The sequence below is a fragment of the Vibrio sp. Of7-15 genome (assembly GCF_022347565.1).
GTDB lineage: Bacteria > Pseudomonadota > Gammaproteobacteria > Enterobacterales > Vibrionaceae > NORP241.
The window spans coordinates 52,712-71,197 of record NZ_JAKRGH010000023.1 but is presented as its reverse complement, the minus strand read 5'-3'; the positions used below and the strand labels follow the sequence as shown (position 1 = coordinate 71,197).

17 protein-coding genes are annotated in these 18,486 nt (G+C 43.8%); 1 reads left to right on the top strand and 16 read right to left on the bottom strand.

All coding sequences use genetic code 11. The annotated features are described in order from the left end of the window. Positions 1-44: 44 nt before the first annotated feature. The 11 genes from MHO82_RS19650 to rlmD all read right to left on the bottom strand — a co-directional run bounded on the left by MHO82_RS19650 (position 45) and on the right by rlmD (position 11,961). A complete protein-coding gene (locus tag MHO82_RS19650) occupies positions 45-671 on the bottom strand; it encodes a protein-L-isoaspartate(D-aspartate) O-methyltransferase (protein ID WP_239186667.1) in 627 nt (208 codons plus the stop codon). Positions 672-673: 2 nt separating this feature from the next. After that, entirely contained in the window at positions 674-1,426 is a 753-nt protein-coding gene (gene surE / locus MHO82_RS19645) for a 5'/3'-nucleotidase SurE (protein ID WP_239186665.1), read from the bottom strand. 44 nt (positions 1,427-1,470) lie between these two features. After that, positions 1,471-2,523: a tRNA pseudouridine(13) synthase TruD gene (gene truD, locus MHO82_RS19640; protein ID WP_239186663.1), complete on the bottom strand. Its 1,053-nt coding sequence runs from the start codon at positions 2,521-2,523 to the stop codon at positions 1,471-1,473. Between the two features lies 1 nt (position 2,524). Next, positions 2,525-3,004, bottom strand: coding sequence for a 2-C-methyl-D-erythritol 2,4-cyclodiphosphate synthase (gene ispF / locus MHO82_RS19635; protein ID WP_239186661.1), 480 nt, complete (start codon positions 3,002-3,004; stop codon positions 2,525-2,527). Continuing rightward, complete coding sequence (gene ispD / locus MHO82_RS19630; protein WP_239186659.1) at positions 3,001-3,714, bottom strand: 2-C-methyl-D-erythritol 4-phosphate cytidylyltransferase; 714 nt, start codon at positions 3,712-3,714, stop codon at positions 3,001-3,003. The genes ispF and ispD overlap by 4 nt, the downstream gene beginning before the upstream one ends. A gap of 12 nt (positions 3,715-3,726) precedes the next feature. Beyond that, positions 3,727-4,011: a cell division protein FtsB gene (gene ftsB, locus MHO82_RS19625; protein WP_239186657.1), complete on the bottom strand. Its 285-nt coding sequence runs from the start codon at positions 4,009-4,011 to the stop codon at positions 3,727-3,729. 267 nt (positions 4,012-4,278) lie between these two features. Then, positions 4,279-5,580: a phosphopyruvate hydratase gene (gene eno / locus MHO82_RS19620; protein ID WP_239186655.1), complete on the bottom strand. Its 1,302-nt coding sequence runs from the start codon at positions 5,578-5,580 to the stop codon at positions 4,279-4,281. Between the two features lie 79 nt (positions 5,581-5,659). Further along, positions 5,660-7,300: a CTP synthase gene (locus MHO82_RS19615; protein WP_239186653.1), complete on the bottom strand. Its 1,641-nt coding sequence runs from the start codon at positions 7,298-7,300 to the stop codon at positions 5,660-5,662. Between the two features lie 130 nt (positions 7,301-7,430). Continuing rightward, positions 7,431-8,240, bottom strand: coding sequence for a nucleoside triphosphate pyrophosphohydrolase (gene mazG / locus MHO82_RS19610; RefSeq protein ID WP_239186651.1), 810 nt, complete (start codon positions 8,238-8,240; stop codon positions 7,431-7,433). A gap of 140 nt (positions 8,241-8,380) precedes the next feature. After that, positions 8,381-10,603, bottom strand: a complete 2,223-nt coding sequence (gene relA / locus MHO82_RS19605) for a GTP diphosphokinase (RefSeq protein ID WP_239186649.1) — start codon at positions 10,601-10,603, stop codon at positions 8,381-8,383. A 29-nt stretch (positions 10,604-10,632) separates the two neighbouring features. Beyond that, complete coding sequence (gene rlmD, locus MHO82_RS19600) at positions 10,633-11,961, bottom strand: 23S rRNA (uracil(1939)-C(5))-methyltransferase RlmD (RefSeq protein WP_239186647.1); 1,329 nt, start codon at positions 11,959-11,961, stop codon at positions 10,633-10,635. Between the two features lie 179 nt (positions 11,962-12,140). Here rlmD and barA point away from each other — a divergent pair, with 179 nt between their 5' ends. Continuing rightward, positions 12,141-14,924, top strand: coding sequence for a two-component sensor histidine kinase BarA (barA, locus tag MHO82_RS19595; RefSeq protein ID WP_239186645.1), 2,784 nt, complete (start codon positions 12,141-12,143; stop codon positions 14,922-14,924). Here the strand turns inward: barA and acpS are convergent. The 5 genes from acpS to rnc form a co-directional block, all read right to left on the bottom strand. After that, a complete protein-coding gene (acpS, locus tag MHO82_RS19590; RefSeq protein ID WP_239186643.1) occupies positions 14,921-15,304 on the bottom strand; it encodes a holo-ACP synthase in 384 nt (127 codons plus the stop codon). The two genes, barA and acpS, sit on opposite strands and share 4 nt — an antisense overlap. Before the next feature lie 2 nt (positions 15,305-15,306). Further along, positions 15,307-16,038, bottom strand: coding sequence for a pyridoxine 5'-phosphate synthase (gene pdxJ, locus MHO82_RS19585; RefSeq protein WP_239186641.1), 732 nt, complete (start codon positions 16,036-16,038; stop codon positions 15,307-15,309). After that, positions 16,035-16,748 carry a DNA repair protein RecO gene (gene recO, locus MHO82_RS19580; protein ID WP_239186639.1) on the bottom strand — a complete coding sequence of 238 codons (714 nt, stop codon included), beginning with the start codon at positions 16,746-16,748 and terminating at the stop codon, positions 16,035-16,037. The genes pdxJ and recO overlap by 4 nt, the downstream gene beginning before the upstream one ends. Positions 16,749-16,849: 101 nt before the next feature. After that, positions 16,850-17,815, bottom strand: coding sequence for a GTPase Era (gene era, locus MHO82_RS19575; protein ID WP_239186637.1), 966 nt, complete (start codon positions 17,813-17,815; stop codon positions 16,850-16,852). After that, complete coding sequence (gene rnc / locus MHO82_RS19570; RefSeq protein WP_239186635.1) at positions 17,815-18,486, bottom strand: ribonuclease III; 672 nt, start codon at positions 18,484-18,486, stop codon at positions 17,815-17,817. Before rnc ends, era begins: the two co-directional genes overlap by 1 nt.

The following is an 18,486-nucleotide window of genomic DNA, read 5'->3' as shown; positions in this document are numbered from 1 at the left end:
CGATTGTAAAAAACGATTGGTACGGACAGCCACAAATATTACCTTTACGCTAATTCACCCGCTACAAGGGGAACAAACCTTACCATCTCAACATCTTGAACGATAAACTCATCACCTTGTCGCACAATTTTTTTCAAATACTGAATATCTTCCCCAACAGGAATAACTAAACAGCCACCATCAGCCAACTGATTTAATAACTCTTGGGGGATTTGAGCCGCAGCGGCTGTCACGATAATGGCGTCGTAAGGTGCTTTACTGCTCCACCCTAACCAACCGTCACCGTGTTTAGTAGAAACATTATATATATCAAGCTGTTTCAGTCGGCGTTTAGCATCCCATTGTAAAGATTTTATTCGCTCAACGGAATAGACATGATCAACCAGCTGAGCAAGAACCGCAGTCTGAAACCCAGAGCCTGTGCCAATTTCTAATACATGACTTTTCGGAGTTAATTCAAGTAACTCCGTCATCTTTGCCACAATATAAGGCTGAGAGATCGTCTGCCCTTTTCCGATGGGTAGCGCATTATTATCATAAGCTTGATGGGCCATGGCTTCAGAGACAAAAGCATGACGCGGTAAAACTCGAATGGCTTCAAGCACCGATTCATCTGTTATGCCTTGAAGACGTAAAAACCCCATTAAGGCATCCGCTTGGTTCCCTAACATCGTTAACTCACCTCCGAATCATTCAACCACTGCTCTACCGTTGTTAGCGATTCATGAGCTGTTAGGTCTACTAATAATGGTGTAATGGACACAAATTTATGATCAACAGCATAAAAGTCCGTTCCTTGGCCAGCATCTTGTCGCTGGCCAGGAGGACCTAGCCAATACACAGTGTGTCCTCTTGGATCTTGCTGCTTAATCATGTCTTCCGCATGATGACGAGCACCTAAACGTGTTACTTGCCAACCCGCCATATCTTCAGGTGTGCAATCAGGAACATTCACATTTAAGATTCGATTAATCGGCAATGGCTTATGTTCAAGATTGGACACTAAAGAGCAAATCACGTCTGCTGCGGTAGAAAAATGACAGCGGCCAACTAAAGACACAGCAATCGCAGGCACCCCTAGAAAGTGCCCTTCCATAGCTGCGGCGACGGTTCCAGAGTACAGAACATCATCACCTAAATTTGCGCCGTGATTAATCCCAGCAATTACTAAATCGGGTAAATCATCTTTCATTAACTCATTCAGAGCAAAGTGCACGCAATCTGTTGGAGTCCCTTGAACTGAATATATATTATGTTCAACCTGCCTAACCCGTAGTGGATTTTCGAGGGTCAACGAGTTCGAGGCTCCGGAACGATTCCGATCAGGCGCAACCATAACAACGTCAGCAATATTTGATAGCTTATTAGCCAATGTATTTATGCCTTCGGCAAAGACACCATCATCATTGCTTAATAAAATTTTCATACGCTTACCCATACATGCTGACTTTCGTTTCAATTGTTCTGCCATTATTGAGCGTAGTGAGGTTCAACAGCTTGCTCTTCGATCAGCTCCCTCACAATAGCCGTTGCGAAACAACCCGCTGGTAATGCAAATTTCAACGTGATGCTATTTCCGTCCACCAGCCACGTCAGCCCTTGTGGTTTTAACGTTAATGAGCGGCGCTCTTGTCTCATTCGGTTGCCTCGAATCAGCTTCATCAAATCGGGTTCTGAATCCAAAATTTGCTGTTCTAGTGCTTCAACATCGCCCTGAGTCGTTAACTCATTATCCCCAGCTAAAGGTCCTGTTACCTGTACGCTACCTTGCTCTAACTGGGCTTGTAGTTCAGACTGATTGTCACTGGTAACTACCACTAAGCGCTCGTTGCTATCAAGTAATAAATCCCCAACGAGTGCAGTAGAAGCAGTACCTTGTTCAAGACGTTGTGAAAGCACATGGTTAAAAATCCACGAGCGAGCCGCAGATAAATAGAAACTGCGCTTATTGTTATCACGAGTGCGAACATTATCACGCCCCCAACGACGAGCTTCCGTTACATTATTTCCATCATGGCCAAAACGCTGAGCGCCAAAATAGTTTGGTAAGCCAGACTCTGCAATGTGTTCTAAACGTTTAACAACATCTTCTACATCAGAGACTTCGGTTAAACGCAGCTCAAATTTATTTCCTTGCAAATCACCTGGACGCAGTTTTTTGTTATGACGAGCAGTCGCTAAAATTTCAACCCCAGGATGTGAGGCAACAAACTCAGTAAGATCAGGATCATCTTGCCCTGGAAGGTGGATACTTAACCACTGCTCTGTTACGGCGTGCCTGTCTTTTAAACCTGCCCAGCTTGCATTTTTAGATTTTACTCCGCATGCCTTTGCCAATTCATTAACGACATATTTTGTATTTTCACCTGTTTTACGAATGCGCACCATAAAGTGCTCACCCTCACCAGTAAAATCAAAACCAAGTGTTTCTTTAACCACAAAGTCCTGTGGTAGAACTTTTATTTTTCCTTGGCTCACAGGCTGACCGTTTAGCCAAGTGAATTCGTTCATAATATCTGACATATCAAGCAACCTTAGTCAATAAAACAACCGCTTCGCAGGCAATACCTTCTTTGCGACCCGTAAAGCCCAATCGCTCAGAGGTGGTGGCTTTCACATTTATATTATCAAGCGTGGTATCAAGGTCCGTCGCTATCGCTTGGCACATTGACTCAATGTGAGGTGCCATTTTAGGTGCTTGGGCAATAATCGTAATATCAGCATTACCTAGCTGGTAACCCTTTTCTTTCACTCGACGATAGACATCTTTTAATAACTCACGACTGTCTGCGCCTTTCCATTTATCATCAGTATCCGGGAAATGACGACCAATATCACCCTCTGCGATGGCACCTAATAAGGCATCACATAACGCATGTAGAGCCACATCACCATCTGAGTGAGCTAATAAACCTTGCTCATAAGGAACAGCAACACCACCGATGATAACAGGGCCTTCACCACCAAATTTATGCACATCAAAGCCATGTCCAATTCGAATCATGTTGTTTCCTTATCTAATCGTTGTAAATAGAACTCAGCCAGTGCTAAATCTTCTGGTTGAGTGATTTTAATATTGTCTGCACGACCACGAACTAATGCAGGGGCCATACCCACAGCTTCTAATGCAGAGGCTTCATCCGTCACGTTAACCCCACTCTCTAACGCCGAACTTAATGCATTGTATAAGCTTGGTAGTGGAAACATTTGTGGTGTTAATGCATGCCACAAATCATTCCGCTCAACGGTTGACGCGATCCCACCCCCCCCATTACCTCGTTTCATTGTGTCCCGTACTGGCGCAGCTAAAATTCCACCAATATGATTATCAAAGCTTTCTGTAATCAGCGCATCCATGTCTTTTAAACGCAAACAAGGTCTAGCAGCGTCATGAACCATGACCCAAGCATAATCATAATGCTGTTTTAAGTAATCAAGACCAGCCAACACAGAATCAGCCCTTTCCTTTCCTCCTTCAACAACACTTACCCGAGCATTTGTATTCAGAGGCAAAGAAGGAAAATAAGGGTCCGTCGCGCTAATCGCGATCACCACCCGATCCACCATAGAATGAGACAACAAACGCTCGACAGTATGCTCTAAGATCGTTTGTCCGTGGATCGTTAAATATTGCTTAGGGCGGTCTGCCTCCATTCGGCTACCAACACCAGCAGCAGGCACCACAACCGCTATAGGTTGAGTTAGTTGACTCATAGTATTCGCTTTTTAATTATCTTGTGAACCACCAATAACTCGGAAAAAGGTTTCACCTTCTTTTACCATACCAAGTTCATGACGAGCTCGTTCTTCAATTGCTTCAAGCCCTTGCTTTAAATCATGGATCTCAGCATACATCTGATCATTACGTTTTTTTAAGCCTGAATTTACTTGCTTTTGGATCTCAACATCCTTTTGCACATTGGTGTACTCACCAAAGCCATTTTTACCAAACCAGAAGGTAAACTGCAGCCAGCCAAGTATCACTAACAACATTAGGGCAAAGAGACGCATATTGACTCCAAATAAAACTCATACCGTCATTCGAACTGGTACTAGCGTAGTGGTATTGGTTAAGAAAAGGTCGAACAGACACATCAAATACGAGTTAATTTCGCATAAAGACGCAGGGCGTAATAATCCCATAAAGTCCGGCAGCTGACTAGCCGAAAGGTAGGGATGATAACGGATAAATCAATAGATATAAAAAAACCGTCTCAGTGAGACGGTTTTTTATTAAGACTAGAAATTAACTAGTTATCAAACTTATCTTCAGAAAGATTAAGCTTGACCTTTAACTTCTTTAAGACCGTTGTAAGGTGCTTTTTCACCTAGAGCTTCTTCGATACGAATTAGCTGGTTGTACTTAGCAACACGGTCAGAACGGCTCATAGAACCAGTTTTGATTTGACCTGCAGCAGTACCTACCGCTAGGTCAGCGATAGTTGCGTCTTCAGTTTCACCAGAACGGTGAGAGATTACAGCTGTGTAACCTGCGTCTTTAGCCATCTTGATTGCAGCTAGAGTCTCAGTTAGAGAACCGATTTGGTTGAACTTGATAAGGATAGAGTTAGCTACGCCTTTCTCGATACCTTCAGCTAGGATCTTAGTGTTAGTAACGAATAGATCGTCACCTACTAGTTGAAGCTTGTCACCTAGTAGCTCAGTTTGGTGCTTGAAGCCATCCCAGTCAGACTCGTCTAGACCGTCTTCGATAGAAACGATTGGGAATTGGTTAGCTAGCTCAGCTAGGTAGTGGTTGAACTCTTCAGAAGAGAAAGTCTTACCTTCGCCTTTCATGTTGTAGATGCCAGCTTCTTTGTCGAAGAACTCAGATGCAGCACAGTCCATAGCTAGAGTAACGTCTTTACCTAGTTCGTAACCAGCAGCGGCAACAGCTTCTGCGATAACTTCTAGAGCTTCAGCGTTAGACTTAAGGTTAGGAGCGAAACCACCTTCGTCACCAACTGCAGTGCTGTAGCCTTTAGACTTAAGAACTTTAGCTAGGTTGTGGAATACTTCTGCACCGATACGTAGACCTTCTTTAAGAGTCTTAGCGCCAACTGGCTGGATCATGAACTCTTGGATGTCAACGTTGTTATCAGCGTGCTCACCACCGTTGATGATGTTCATCATTGGTAGAGGCATAGAGAACTGACCAGCAGTACCGTTTAACTCTGCAATGTGAGCGTAAAGAGGCATGCCTTTAGCAGCAGCTGCTGCTTTAGCGTTTGCTAGAGAAACAGCTAGGATAGCGTTCGCACCGAAGTTTGCTTTGTTGTCAGTACCATCTAGCTCGATCATGATTTGATCTAACTCTGCTTGGTTTTTCGCGTCTTTACCAACTAGCGCTTCAGCGATTGGGCCGTTTACAGCTTCAACAGCTTTAAGAACACCTTTACCTAGGAAACGTGTTTTGTCACCGTCACGTAGCTCAAGAGCTTCGCGAGAACCAGTAGATGCGCCAGATGGAGCTGCCGCCATACCTACGAAACCGCTTTCTAGGTGAACTTCAGCTTCAACTGTTGGGTTACCACGTGAATCGATGATTTCACGACCTAGAACTTTAACGATCTTAGACATTGTGTTTCCTCTCGTACTATTTTGAATTTAAAAGCTAACAGGCAGCGGTGAATGCAGTATTCACCGCTACTTAGAATTCTTATTTATCCAAATCACCACGCTGATTTTCACCAGCTGCTTTCACAAAACCTTCGAATAATGGGTGGCCATCACGAGGTGTTGATGTGAATTCAGGGTGGAATTGACATGCTACAAACCATGGGTGGTTCGGGATTTCAATAATTTCTACTAACTTCTTATCCGCAGACAAACCAGACACTTTTAAGCCCGCTTTCTCAATCTGTGGACGAAGCACGTTGTTCACTTCATAACGGTGACGGTGACGCTCATGAATCGTTGCGTTGCCGTATAGCTCACGTACTTTTGAGCCTTCTTCTAAATGACAAAGCTGAGAACCCAAACGCATTGTACCGCCCAGATCAGATTCTTCCGTACGCTCTTCAACTTTACCTTCACCATCAACCCACTCAGTGATCAAACCAACAACTGGGAATTTCGTCTCTTTCGAGAATTCACTTGAGTGAGCACCTTGCATACCGGCAACATTACGAGCGTATTCAATCAACGCTACTTGCATACCTAAACAAATACCAAGGTAAGGAACTTTATTTTCACGTGCGTATTGTGCTGCTAAGATCTTACCCTCAACACCACGGTCACCAAAGCCACCAGGAACTAGAATTGCGTCTAGGCCTTCAAGTACTTCAGTACCTTTAGATTCAACGTCTTGTGAATCTACATATTTAATTGTGACGCTTAGACGATTTTTCAAGCCTGCATGTTTCAGAGCTTCATTCACCGACTTGTACGCATCTGGTAATTCAATGTATTTACCAACCATACCGATAGTTACTTCACCAGTCGGGTTTGCTTCTTCGTAGATTACTTGTTCCCACTCAGATAGATCAGCTTCAGGAGCCGTAATACCAAAGCGCTTACAAACAAGATCATCAGTGCCTTGCGCTTTGATCAATTGTGGGATCTTGTAGATAGAATCTACGTCACGCATAGAAATAACAGCATTTTCTTGAACATTACAGAACAATGCGATTTTCTTACGCTCATTCGCAGGAATGTTACGATCTGAACGACAAACAAGAATGTCTGGCTGAATACCAATAGACAGAAGCTCTTTTACAGAGTGCTGAGTTGGCTTAGTTTTCACTTCACCTGCTGCCGCTAGGTAAGGAACTAATGTTAGGTGCATGAACATTGCACGCTCACGGCCAAGCTCTACTGCTAGCTGGCGAATCGCTTCCATGAATGGTAGAGACTCGATATCACCAACCGTACCACCAACCTCAACGATCGCAATATCGTGGCCTTCGGCACCAGCAATAACACGCTCTTTGATTGAGTTAGTAATGTGAGGAATAACTTGAATAGTTGCACCTAAGTAATCACCGCGACGTTCTTTACGAAGTACGTCTGCGTAAACACGACCAGCCGTAAAGTTGTTACGCTTAGTCATCTTGGTGCGAATGAAACGCTCGTAGTGACCTAAATCTAGATCAGTTTCAGCGCCGTCCTCCGTGACGAATACTTCACCATGTTGAGTTGGGCTCATTGTGCCTGGGTCAACGTTGATGTATGGGTCTAGCTTCATCATTGTGACTTTTAAGCCACGTGCTTCTAAAATAGCCGCTAATGATGCTGCTGCAATACCTTTACCTAGAGAGGATACAACCCCGCCAGTAACAAAAATGTAATTCGTCGTCATACGTAACCTGAAGTTGGTTTAATGAGGGTTAAAATGGAAATTATCTGGACGGGAAATAAATATACCAGATCCACCTTATCGCCACAACGTGAAAAGTATCACAGTTATCTGATTTATTTTTTGCTTCAAATCAATTCCGCTCAACACGTTTCACATTTTCCCATTCGGCATCCAGCTCATCTAAAGTACAATCTTGTAGCTCTTTTCCTTGCGCTGCCACTAAACTTTCAACCCCTCGAAAGCGGCGTTCAAACTTATTATTAGCCTTACGAAGCGCTGATTCCGGGTCTTGGCCTAGATGACGAACCATATTAACTGTAGCAAATAATAAGTCCCCTAACTCTTCTTCTATTTTTTGTTCTGCGGGGTCGATTTTCAGCGCTTCATCTAGCACTTCATCCACTTCTTCACGTACTTTATCCGCAACTGGACCAAGCGTTTCCCAGTCAAAACCAAACTTAGCACACCGTTTTTGCAGTTTTATTGCTCTTGAAAGCGCAGGTAATGCCTTTGGAATCGAGCTAAGAATACTATCATCGGACTCTTGCTTATTTTTCTGTGCTTTTTCTTTGGCTTTTTCAGCTTCCCAGTTAGCGGCAATTGCTTCATCACTCTCAAACTCAGCATCTGAAAAAACATGAGGATGACGACGGACTAACTTTTCATTGATCCCTTCAACCACATCATTAAAGTCAAACAGCCCTTTTTCTTTCGCTAATTGACTGTAAAACACAACTTGGAAGAGTAAATCTCCTAATTCTTCTTGCAGGTTTGACCAATCTTTATTCTCAATGGCATCCACCACTTCATAAGTTTCTTCGATGGTATGCGGCACAATAGTGTCAAAGGTTTGTTTTTTGTCCCAAGGACAACCCGACTCTTCATCGCGTAGTGCTGACATAATTGAAAGTAATTCATCCAAAGATGTTTGTGTGGTCATCTATTTATCCTCAAAGTTAATTTTGTTTATCACAATATGCTGGGAGCTTATGATGTAAGATTTTCATTCCTACTGTTGATCCAATAAAAAAGCCAGCAAGTGATGCACTTACTGGCTTCTGTTATGTGATAAGAGCAGCCCTAACCTAAACGCTGTGCTGTCACTACGTCTCTGATTTGTTCAACTCGGGTGATCACCCGACTCAGAATATCAATATTGGTGACCTCTAAATCAAAGTCCATTACTGACAACTGTTTTTTATAGTCTGTTCTGCTCTTCATACCAGAGACTTTTATTTTTTCGTTGGCCAGTAACGTCGTAACATCTTTTAGTAGACCTGTCCGTTCCATGGCTGTAACACGTAAAGTTAAAATGTAAGAACCTACAAAGCCGCCCCCCCACACCGTATCTATAATACGCTCTGGTGCGTGATGACGAAGCTCTTCCAGTTGCTCACAATCGCTGCGATGAACAGAAATACCACGCCCTTGAGTGATATAACCTGAAATACCATCACCAGGAATTGGCTGACAACAACGAGCAAGGTGAGTCATCAAGTTATCCACCCCTTCAACCACAACAGCATCGCGCTGTGGTTTGCTGGCTGCTGGGGTCTTCGCTTCCGACTCTTGCAGCTTTTCTAATAACTGCTGATCTTCTTCTTCTGCGCTTGGCTTATTCACTAGCGCATTAATGTGATTAACAATCTGATTAATACGCAAGTCACCGCTGCCGACACCAGCATACAGCTCATCCGGTGTATTTACGTTAAATCGTTTTAATGCGTACTCTTCCGCGTCTTTTAACGTGGCACCAATTTTCGCTAATTCATTTTCAAGAATTTCTTTACCTGCAACGAGGTTTTTCTCACGGCCCTGCTTACGATACCACGCATTGATCTTGGCACGAGCACGCCCAGAATGCACAAAACCTAAGCTCGGGTTTAACCAGTCACGAGAAGGGTTTGGCTCTTTTTGCGTGATGATTTCAACTTGATCACCCATTTTCAGTACATGGGTAAATGGCACGATACGACCACCAACTTTCGCACCGATACAACGATGCCCAACTTCTGAGTGAATATGGTATGCAAAATCCAAAGGCGTTGACCCTGTTGGCAAGTCCACCACATCCCCTTTAGGTGTAAAGGCATACACGCGATCATCAAACACTTGGCTACGAAGCTCATCCAGCATTTCACCAGAATCCGACATCTCTTCTTGCCAATCCAACAGTTTACGTAGCCAAGTGATTTTCTCGTCGTAGCCACTACGACCCGCCGTCGAGCCTTCTTTGTATTTCCAGTGAGCTGCCACCCCTAATTCAGATTCTTCGTGCATTTGCTTAGTACGGATCTGAATTTCAATGGTTTTGCCTTCAGGCCCTAACACTACGGTATGGATAGACTGGTAGCCGTTTGGCTTAGGGTTAGCCACATAGTCATCAAATTCACTTGGTAAATGACGATATTTCGTATGAACAGCACCTAGTGCGGCATAACAGTCTTGCAATTGCGCAGCAATAATTCGCACTGCCCGAACATCAAAAAGCTCATCAAACGCTAAGCCTTTTTTCTGCATTTTTCGCCAAATGCTGTAGATGTGTTTTGGTCGACCGCTCACTTCAGCATCAATGTTCGATTTTGACATTGAATCCGACAGATCAGTAACAAAATCAGAAATGTACTGCTCACGTACAATACGTCGCTCAGACAACTGCTTAGCAATTTGCTTATAGGTGTCCGAATGCTGATAGCGGAACGCGTAATCTTCAATTTCCCACTTCAGCTGACCAATACCTAAACGGTTTGCTAGTGGCGCATAAATATTTGCGCACTCTTTTGCAGCGGCTTGACGTACTTCATCAGGCTCATTTTTTACTTCACGTAGATTACAAATACGCTCAGCCAGCTTAATCACCACACAGCGGAAATCATCAACCATAGAAAGCAACATTCGACGAACGTTATCCACCTGAGACGACGTTGCTGTTCCGTCTTGCGTCACATTAAGGTGACCAATGGCAGCCATTTCATCAACACCATCAATCAACTTAGCCACTTCTTTGCCGTACTGCTCAGTAAGCTCTTCGCGATCCAAAACGCCACCAGCGACCAGCGGAAAGAGTTGAGCTGACATCAACGTCGCACGGTCCATGCTTAAAGTAATGAGGATTTCGATCATTTCTCGTCCTCGCCACAACAGCAACGGCCCTAGATCCAATCCATTTGTAAGCGTTTCACAATACTGATAAACCTTACTCAGCTTCTGTGATGTTTTCGCATCTTGACCTAAGCTATCAATCCAGCCCTGAAGCTCGAATTGCTCATTTTCCTTTAAGTGTGCACCGCGAACCGCGACCATGTCTTCTATCCTGTTTTCTTTAAAGGTGTTTATTTGGCTGCTTGTTTGACAAAAAGTGCCATGGATTCCAAGTGCCCTGTATGAGGGAACATATCAAGCATACCTAACTTATGTAATTTATACCCGCGTTGTAATAATACTTGGCTATCTCGTGCCAGCGTCGCAGGGTTGCAAGAAACATAAACAACTGATTGAGCATTTAATTCTGCCACATATTCCATGACCCCGGCAGCCCCTGCTCGTGCCGGATCGAGTAATATTTTTGAAAATTTGGCCTTTGCCCACACTTGGTTGGTTATATCTTGCTCTAAATCTGCTTGGTAAAACTCAGCGTTAGATAACTGATTTTGTTTCGCATTCTCAGTCGCACGCTCAACCATCTCATCAACCCCTTCAACACCAACCACAGCCGACGCTTTTTGGGCCAAAGGCAAGCTAAAGTTACCTAAGCCACAGAACAAATCTAAAACACGATCGTCCTTTTGAACATCTAACCATTGCAGAGCTTGTGCGACCATTTTTTCATTCACGGTTTTATTTACCTGAATGAAGTTTTGTGGAGAAAAGTTCAGCTTTGCTCCATTCATTGAATAGTAAGGTTCATCCCCAACCACACGTTCACAGTGTTCTGGTGATGATGCTAAATACAAAATCAGATCATGCTGTTGGGCAAAATTCAATAATGCCGTTTTATCTTGCTCTTTCAGCGGCTTTAAATGACGCAGTAAACAAACGCGACCATTTTCTGCTTCAACAAGCTCAACATGCCCAAGATCTTTATAGGCTTTTAGCTGGCTTAACAGGGCATAAAGTTCATTTAACAGCTCATCCAAAGACGGCACTAAAACAGGGCAATGACGTACATCGACAATCTCTTTGCTTTGCTTTTTACGAAAACCCATTTTCAGTTGCTTGGTGTTTTTATCAAACATCAAACTAAAACGCGCACGTCGACGATAGCCTTTATCGCCAGCCACAATCGCCTCAGCTTGTTTTAAATCGGCACCTGCAAACTTATTCATTAACTCCGCTAACGATGCTTCTTTTGCCGCAACCTGCCCTTCGTGGCTTAGGTGCTGTAAGTTACAGCCACCGCACTGGCGATAATGCTGACAAAATGGCTCAATACGCTCATTACTTTGAGATTGCAGCTTTATCAGCTTGGCTTTTGCGTAGCTTTTCTTTTGCTCTGTTAACTGAACCACCGCTTTTTCACCGGGCAACACACCATCAACAAAAATAAGTTTCTTATCAAGAAAACCAATGCCTGCACCTGCATGATCCAAACGCTCGATCATTATTGCTTTGTGTTTTTTATCTACAGTGGTGCGTTTTTGTGGCTTGAAAAAGCGTGCCATAACAGTGTTTACCTACAGTTTAATTGCTTCTGTCATTTAGAAGCTTTACATCTCAAAGTGCGCTATTGATTCACTGTTCAAGCATTGATTGATTGTCGAATCATCATTACTTGATTAAGCTAGCGACTGAACAAGTAGCCATTTTCCCACAGAACATTAATTTTGCAATTAAGAGAATCATGACCAAGTACGGCTTACGCGCGCGCGTCATCACGCTAACTCTAGCTCCAACTCTTATTATCGGTTTGTTATTAAGTGCTTTTTTCACCATGAACCGTTATAAAGATCTCGAATCTCAATTGATTTCGACTGGAACAAGTATTATCGAGCCACTGGCAATTTCCAGTGAATACGGCATGACCGAGCAAAGTCGTGAAGCGGTAAGAAGGCTCATTAGCTACGCCCACCGTAAACATTCTCAAATCGTGCGCAGTATTGCCGTGTTCGATGCTCGCCATGAGTTGTTTGTAACTTCAAATTTTCACCCCAATTTTGAAATGCTGACTTTTCCTAAAGACAAAGCCATTCCTTTGTTAATGGACATCAGTTTGCATGATGATGTACTCATTCTACGAGCCCCCATTTTAGCCGAAGGCCAATTCACTACCCCTTTTGGCAGCCCACAAACCGCCAACCAAGCACTGGGTTACATTGCTATTGAATTGGATTTGTCTTCCGTTCGCTTGCAGCAATACCAAGAGATTTTTGCCGCGCTGGTGGTCTTGATCCTCGGCATGAGTCTATCCGGTTTGTTTGCATACCGCTTAATGCAGGATGTCACCCAGCCAATTTCTCACATGGTTAGTGTGGTCGATAGGATCCGGCGCGGCCATTTGGATGTACGGATTGAGGGAAAATTACATGGTGAACTAGATACCTTAAAAAATGGTATTAACGCCATGGCAATTTCCCTATCTGAATACCATGTCGAAATGCAACAAAGTATCGACCAAGCGACTTCTGATTTACGAGAAACACTAGAACAGTTAGAGATCCAAAACGTTGAGTTAGATATTGCCAAAAAACGCGCACAAGAAGCGGCCCGTGTAAAATCCGAGTTTTTGGCCAACATGTCACACGAACTACGTACGCCACTTAATGGTGTCATTGGCTTTACACGTCAAATGCTCAAAACTCGTTTATCGGCAAGCCAACAAGATTACCTGCAAACCATCGAGCGTTCAGCCAATAACTTACTGACCATCATTAATGACATTCTCGACTTCTCGAAACTAGAAGCGGGTAAACTACTACTGGAAAATATTCCATTTGAATTCCAAGACTCGTTAGATGAAGTCGTTAGCTTATTAGCGCCAAGTGCCCACGAAAAAGGATTAGAAATCACCCTAAAAGTGGATCCTAAAATTCCACCGGGCTTAATTGGGGATCCACTGCGTATTCAACAGGTTCTGACCAACCTCATTGGTAATTCCATTAAGTTTACCGAGCGTGGCAACATTGATATCTCCGTTGAACTGAAAAGCATACGTGATGACAATGTCGAGCTTCAATTTGTGGTTCGAGATACTGGTATTGGTATTTCAGAGCGCCAACAAGCGCAGCTGTTCCAAGCCTTTAGTCAAGCGGATGCCAGTATTTCTCGCCGCTATGGTGGTACAGGATTGGGCCTTGTGATCACTCAAAAACTCGTCTCTCAAATGGGTGGCGAAATTGGCTTAACCAGTCGCCTTCACCAAGGCTCTACTTTCTGGTTTGGTATTCGTTTAAACACTACCGAACTACCACTATCTCAGCCAATTGATAATCAAATTCTGCATAATAAGAAACTGTTATTAATCGAGCCAAATATGCAGTCGGCCTCGATTATCCAGCAGCAATTAATTCGTGAAGGCTTGTTTGTGACTTACCGCTCTGTGATGCCTGATGAAGTAGAACATCACGACTTTGCTTTAATCAATCTAAGTCCAAGTAGTCAGCTGGATTCTGAAATCATCATCAATGTCGTCACTAAAGCGGAACAACATTGTGAGCGAGTGTTAGTGGGCTTACCAAGTACTGAGTTAGCACTTTCTGAACAACTGATCCACTCAGGTGCTGCCATGTGTTTAGCTAAACCGCTGTCGAAGCGAAAACTTCTGGATGCGCTTATTTCTACCCCAGCGTTATTAGAGCACACAAACGAGGCTACAACCGTCTCTGATATGGAGTCTCTGCCTTTAACCGTTATGGCAGTGGACGATAACCCGGCCAACCTTAAACTCATTACCGCCCTACTCAAAGAGCGTGTCAATAACGTCATTTCGTGCAGCAGTGGTATCGAAGCTGTTGAGCAAGCTACGCATACCAAATTTGATATTATTCTGATGGATATTCAAATGCCACAGATGGATGGAGTCACAGCCTGTCAAGAAATTCATAAGCTGGCCCTTAACGCAGAAACCCCCGTTATTGCGGTTACAGCCCATGCAATGAGCGGAGAGAGAGAAAGGCTACTGGATGCGGGCATGGATGATTACCTTACTAAGCCTATTGAAGAGCACATTTTGCAGCAAGTATTGACGCACTGGAACCCTTATACCTCAACCGCATTGGTTGAAAAAGTAACTAACCGCGCGCCAGATACATTACCAACACCAGACATATCCAAACACACGATCGATTGGACAGTCGCCTTGAAGCAAGCCGCAGGAAAAGAAGATCTTGCCCAAGAGATGTTACAGATGTTAATCGACTTTATTCCCGAGGTAGACGCCCAAGTCGAAACAGCGTTGAACGAAAAATCACTGACAATAGATGAGCTGTGCCACTACATCCATAAATTACACGGCAGTTGCTCATATTGTGGAGTACCAAGGCTAAAGCAGCTATGCCAAACCATTGAGCAAGCTCTGCGCTCAGGGAGCAGCCAAGATGACATTGAACCAGAGCTTTTTGAACTGCAAGATGAAATGGAAAAAGTGCTCACTGAGTCTAAACAGTTCATCACACTCAGTGAGGGTTAATTGGATTCAAAAATCACAGTAGCCACCGCATAGTGACGTTCATCAGCAATGGTTAGGTGGATATGAGACACCGCCATTGTTTGGGCCAGCTCAGCGGCTCGGTTCTGTAAAATCAGTATGGGTTTGCCTCTTTCATCATTACTGATCACAAAATCATGAAAAGTGACACCACAAGCAATGCCAGTTCCAAGCGCTTTAGAGGCAGCTTCTTTTGCGGCGAAACGCTTTGCTAGCAAACGGCCTTTCTGCTTAGTTTCGGTAAATTTACCCCACTCTTGCTCTGAGAGTATACGCTTTGCAAAGGTCTCACCAGTACGAGAAAGGGCCTTATCGACCCTTTCTATTTCGGCAATATCAGTGCCTAATCCAACAATCGCCATGATTAACGACGAGCATCCAGCATGATTTGCTTCATATCTGCAACGGCTTTATTTAAACCATCAAATACCGCACGACCAACAATAGAGTGACCAATATTCAGCTCATAGATCTCAGGCAGAGCCGCGATTGGCATCACGTTATGGTAGGTTAGACCGTGACCCGCATTAACCTTAAGACCTTGATCGTCAGCATAACTGGCTGCTGCTGCAATCTTTTTAAGCTCTGCTTGCTGGTCTTCATCTGTTGTTGCATCAGCATAATGGCCAGTGTGAAGTTCAATGTACGGAGCACCACAAGCAACCGATGCATCAATTTGCTCACGATCTGCATCAATAAACAAAGATACTTTAATGCCTGCAGCGGTTAGCTTCTCAGTGGCTTCTTTCACTTTTTCAAGCTGACCTGCAACGTTCAGTCCACCTTCAGTAGTAAGCTCTTCGCGTTTTTCAGGCACTAAGCAAACAAACTCAGGTTTCACTTCCAGTGCAATGTTCACCATTTCATCAGTGACAGCCATCTCCAAGTTCATGCGAGTCTGAATCGTTTCTTTCAGAATTTTCACATCGCGGTCAACAATATGGCGACGATCTTCACGCAAATGAACAGTAATACCATCAGCACCTGCACGCTCTGCAATTTCTGCAGCATGAACAGGATCAGGGTAACGTGTACCTCGTGCGTTACGCAGCGTTGCCACGTGATCAATATTCACGCCCAGTAAAATCGTATTCATTTTCCGATACTCCTTGCTCGGGGGATAAATAATTCCCTGCTTTTTAATGGTTTTCCGCCAAGATACGGCTTTAGTGCTATACGTGTAAAGCGTTTTGCGGCTTGTAGTTGCTGTTTCGTTTCGAATCTGCGTTCACTGATCGCAATGAGTTCATTACCTAAAAAGGAAAAGTTATCCACTCGCATGGAAGCCAAAAAACCTTTCTGTTCTCGATAACGGTAAGTCATTTGTGGATCAACATATTCACCAGAACCTGCGCAATGCAAGAAATCGACACCATAGCCCAGCGCCGATAACATCGCGAGTTCAAAGCGTCGTAATGCGGGCTCAGGGTTCTTGCTTTGAGCTAATTCAGTTAAAGCAGAAAGGTAGTCAAGAAACAGCCCTGGGTAAGGGGTTTCATTTTCCAGTACCCGACCTAGAATCTCGTTCAAGTACATGGCTGAATATAAGGTTAGCCCAGTTAAAGGAAGACCCAAGCTAATGGGCTCTGCATGGCGCAATGTTCTCATTGAGCCTTTACCAGACCATTTCATAAGAAGTGGGGTAAAAGGTTGAAGAGCGCCTTTTAGCTGTGAACGCTTACTGCGTGCCCCTTTAGACATCACAGAAATTCGACCATACTCTTCGCTAAACACATCTAAAATAAGACTGGTTTCGCTGTACGGGCGACGATGCAAAACAAAGCAACGTTGCAGCCCTTCACTCATAATGGGAGTTCCATATTAGTTCGGAGCTGTACTCCAGAATAACGTTAAAATGTTTGTGTTGCCGCTAACCACGAAAGGAAAGTGACAACACAATGACACCGTTATAAATCGTCGATATAACCTAAGCTGCGCAGCGCACGCTCGTCATCCGCCCAGCCAGATTTCACTTTTACCCACAATTCAAGGTAAACGCCACGACCAAATAAATCTTCCATATCTAGGCGAGCTTCACGGCCGATGGTTTTGATCTTTTCACCACCTTTACCAACAACCATTTTCTTTTGACCTAATCGTTCCACTAGGATTAAGCCATTAATATGGAAGCCATCAGTATCTGGGTTGTAATCAAACCGTTCAATCTCTACCGTCACTGAATACGGTAGCTCTTCACCCGTGAAACGCATCAGTTTCTCACGAATGATTTCAGACGCCATAAAACGTTGTGAACGATCCGTTACGTATTCTTCCGGAAAATGGTGCACTGCTTTTGGCAAGTGTTCACGAACCAACTTGCGAATCACATCGACGTTAGTGCCTTTTTTCGCTGAAATTGGCACAACATCTACAAAGTCCATTTTTTCCGATAGAGACTGTAGGTGTAACATTACTTCATTGCGATCTTTTACGTTATCAACTTTGTTCACCAACATGACTGTTGGGAAATTTGATTTACGTAATTTATTCAGCACCATTTCATCGTCAGCGGTCCAGTGAGTACCATCAACAAGAAACAAAACTAAATTAACGTCACTTAATGAGCTATTAGCTGCACGATTCATTAAGCGGTTAATCGCACGTTTTTCCTCAATGTGCAGCCCAGGAGTATCAACATAAATCGCTTGATAATCCCCTTCTGTTTCAACACCCATAATACGGTGACGAGTGGTTTGTGGCTTACGTGAGGTAATCGAAATTTTTTGCCCTAGAATATTATTCAGTAATGTTGACTTACCAACATTTGGGCGGCCAACAATAGCAATGAAGCCACAGTGTTGGTCTTCAGCAGACGATTGTTTTTTTTCAGATGCAAAGTAGGCATCTAAATCAAATTCTTGTTCATCAGACATTAGTTTAGTTGTCCCAATGCTAATTCAGCGGCCGCTTGCTCTGCCTTGCGTCGACTGCTGCCTTTACCAACAACAGGTTTATCCAAACCTGCTACATCACACTGCACCGTAAACTCTTGGTTATGTGCTTCACCTTTAATTTTAGTCACACTATAGACAGGCAACGGTAAACGTCGACCTTGTAAGTGCTCCTGAAGGCGTGTTTTTGGATCTTTTTGTGATACGCCTGGTTCAATGCTTTCTAAGCGGGTGTTGTACCACGCTAAGATCACACCGCGAACCACTTCAATATCACTGTCTAAATAAATCGCACCAATGATCGCTTCAACGGCATCCGCTAAAATTGAATCACGGCGGAAACCGCCACTTTTCAATTCACCAGGGCCAAGCTGTAGGTATTCGCCTAATTCAAATTCTCTGCCCAGTTCAGCCAATGTATGCCCACGTACCAACGTAGCACGCATACGACTCATATCCCCTTCGTCCACTTTCGGGAAACGGTGATACAAATCATCCGCGATCACAAAGCTTAAAATAGAATCGCCTAGAAACTCTAGGCGCTCGTTATGCTTGCTGTTTGCACTGCGGTGCGTTAAAGCCAAGTTAATTAAATCTCGGCTTTTAAATTCATAGCCTAACTTTTTCTGTAGGCGTTCAATAGAAGATGTCAT

Bases quoted from the DNA above. Each gene is read 5' to 3' on its own strand.
- MHO82_RS19650 (WP_239186667.1), bottom strand. From the start codon at position 671: ATGTTAGGGAACCAAGCGGATGCCTTAATGGGGTTTTTACGTCTTCAA.
- surE (WP_239186665.1), bottom strand. From the start codon at position 1,426: ATGAAAATTTTATTAAGCAATGATGATGGTGTCTTTGCCGAAGGCATA.
- truD (WP_239186663.1), bottom strand. From the start codon at position 2,523: ATGTCAGATATTATGAACGAATTCACTTGGCTAAACGGTCAGCCTGTG.
- ispF (WP_239186661.1), bottom strand. From the start codon at position 3,004: ATGATTCGAATTGGACATGGCTTTGATGTGCATAAATTTGGTGGTGAA.
- ispD (WP_239186659.1), bottom strand. From the start codon at position 3,714: ATGAGTCAACTAACTCAACCTATAGCGGTTGTGGTGCCTGCTGCTGGT.
- ftsB (WP_239186657.1), bottom strand. From the start codon at position 4,011: ATGCGTCTCTTTGCCCTAATGTTGTTAGTGATACTTGGCTGGCTGCAG.
- eno (WP_239186655.1), bottom strand. From the start codon at position 5,580: ATGTCTAAGATCGTTAAAGTTCTAGGTCGTGAAATCATCGATTCACGT.
- MHO82_RS19615 (WP_239186653.1), bottom strand. From the start codon at position 7,300: ATGACGACGAATTACATTTTTGTTACTGGCGGGGTTGTATCCTCTCTA.
- mazG (WP_239186651.1), bottom strand. From the start codon at position 8,240: ATGACCACACAAACATCTTTGGATGAATTACTTTCAATTATGTCAGCA.
- relA (WP_239186649.1), bottom strand. From the start codon at position 10,603: ATGGTCGCGGTTCGCGGTGCACACTTAAAGGAAAATGAGCAATTCGAG.
- rlmD (WP_239186647.1), bottom strand. From the start codon at position 11,961: ATGGCACGCTTTTTCAAGCCACAAAAACGCACCACTGTAGATAAAAAA.
- barA (WP_239186645.1), top strand. From the start codon at position 12,141: ATGACCAAGTACGGCTTACGCGCGCGCGTCATCACGCTAACTCTAGCT.
- acpS (WP_239186643.1), bottom strand. From the start codon at position 15,304: ATGGCGATTGTTGGATTAGGCACTGATATTGCCGAAATAGAAAGGGTC.
- pdxJ (WP_239186641.1), bottom strand. From the start codon at position 16,038: ATGAATACGATTTTACTGGGCGTGAATATTGATCACGTGGCAACGCTG.
- recO (WP_239186639.1), bottom strand. From the start codon at position 16,748: ATGAGTGAAGGGCTGCAACGTTGCTTTGTTTTGCATCGTCGCCCGTAC.
- era (WP_239186637.1), bottom strand. From the start codon at position 17,815: ATGTCTGATGAACAAGAATTTGATTTAGATGCCTACTTTGCATCTGAA.
- rnc (WP_239186635.1), bottom strand. From the start codon at position 18,486: ATGACATCTTCTATTGAACGCCTACAGAAAAAGTTAGGCTATGAATTT.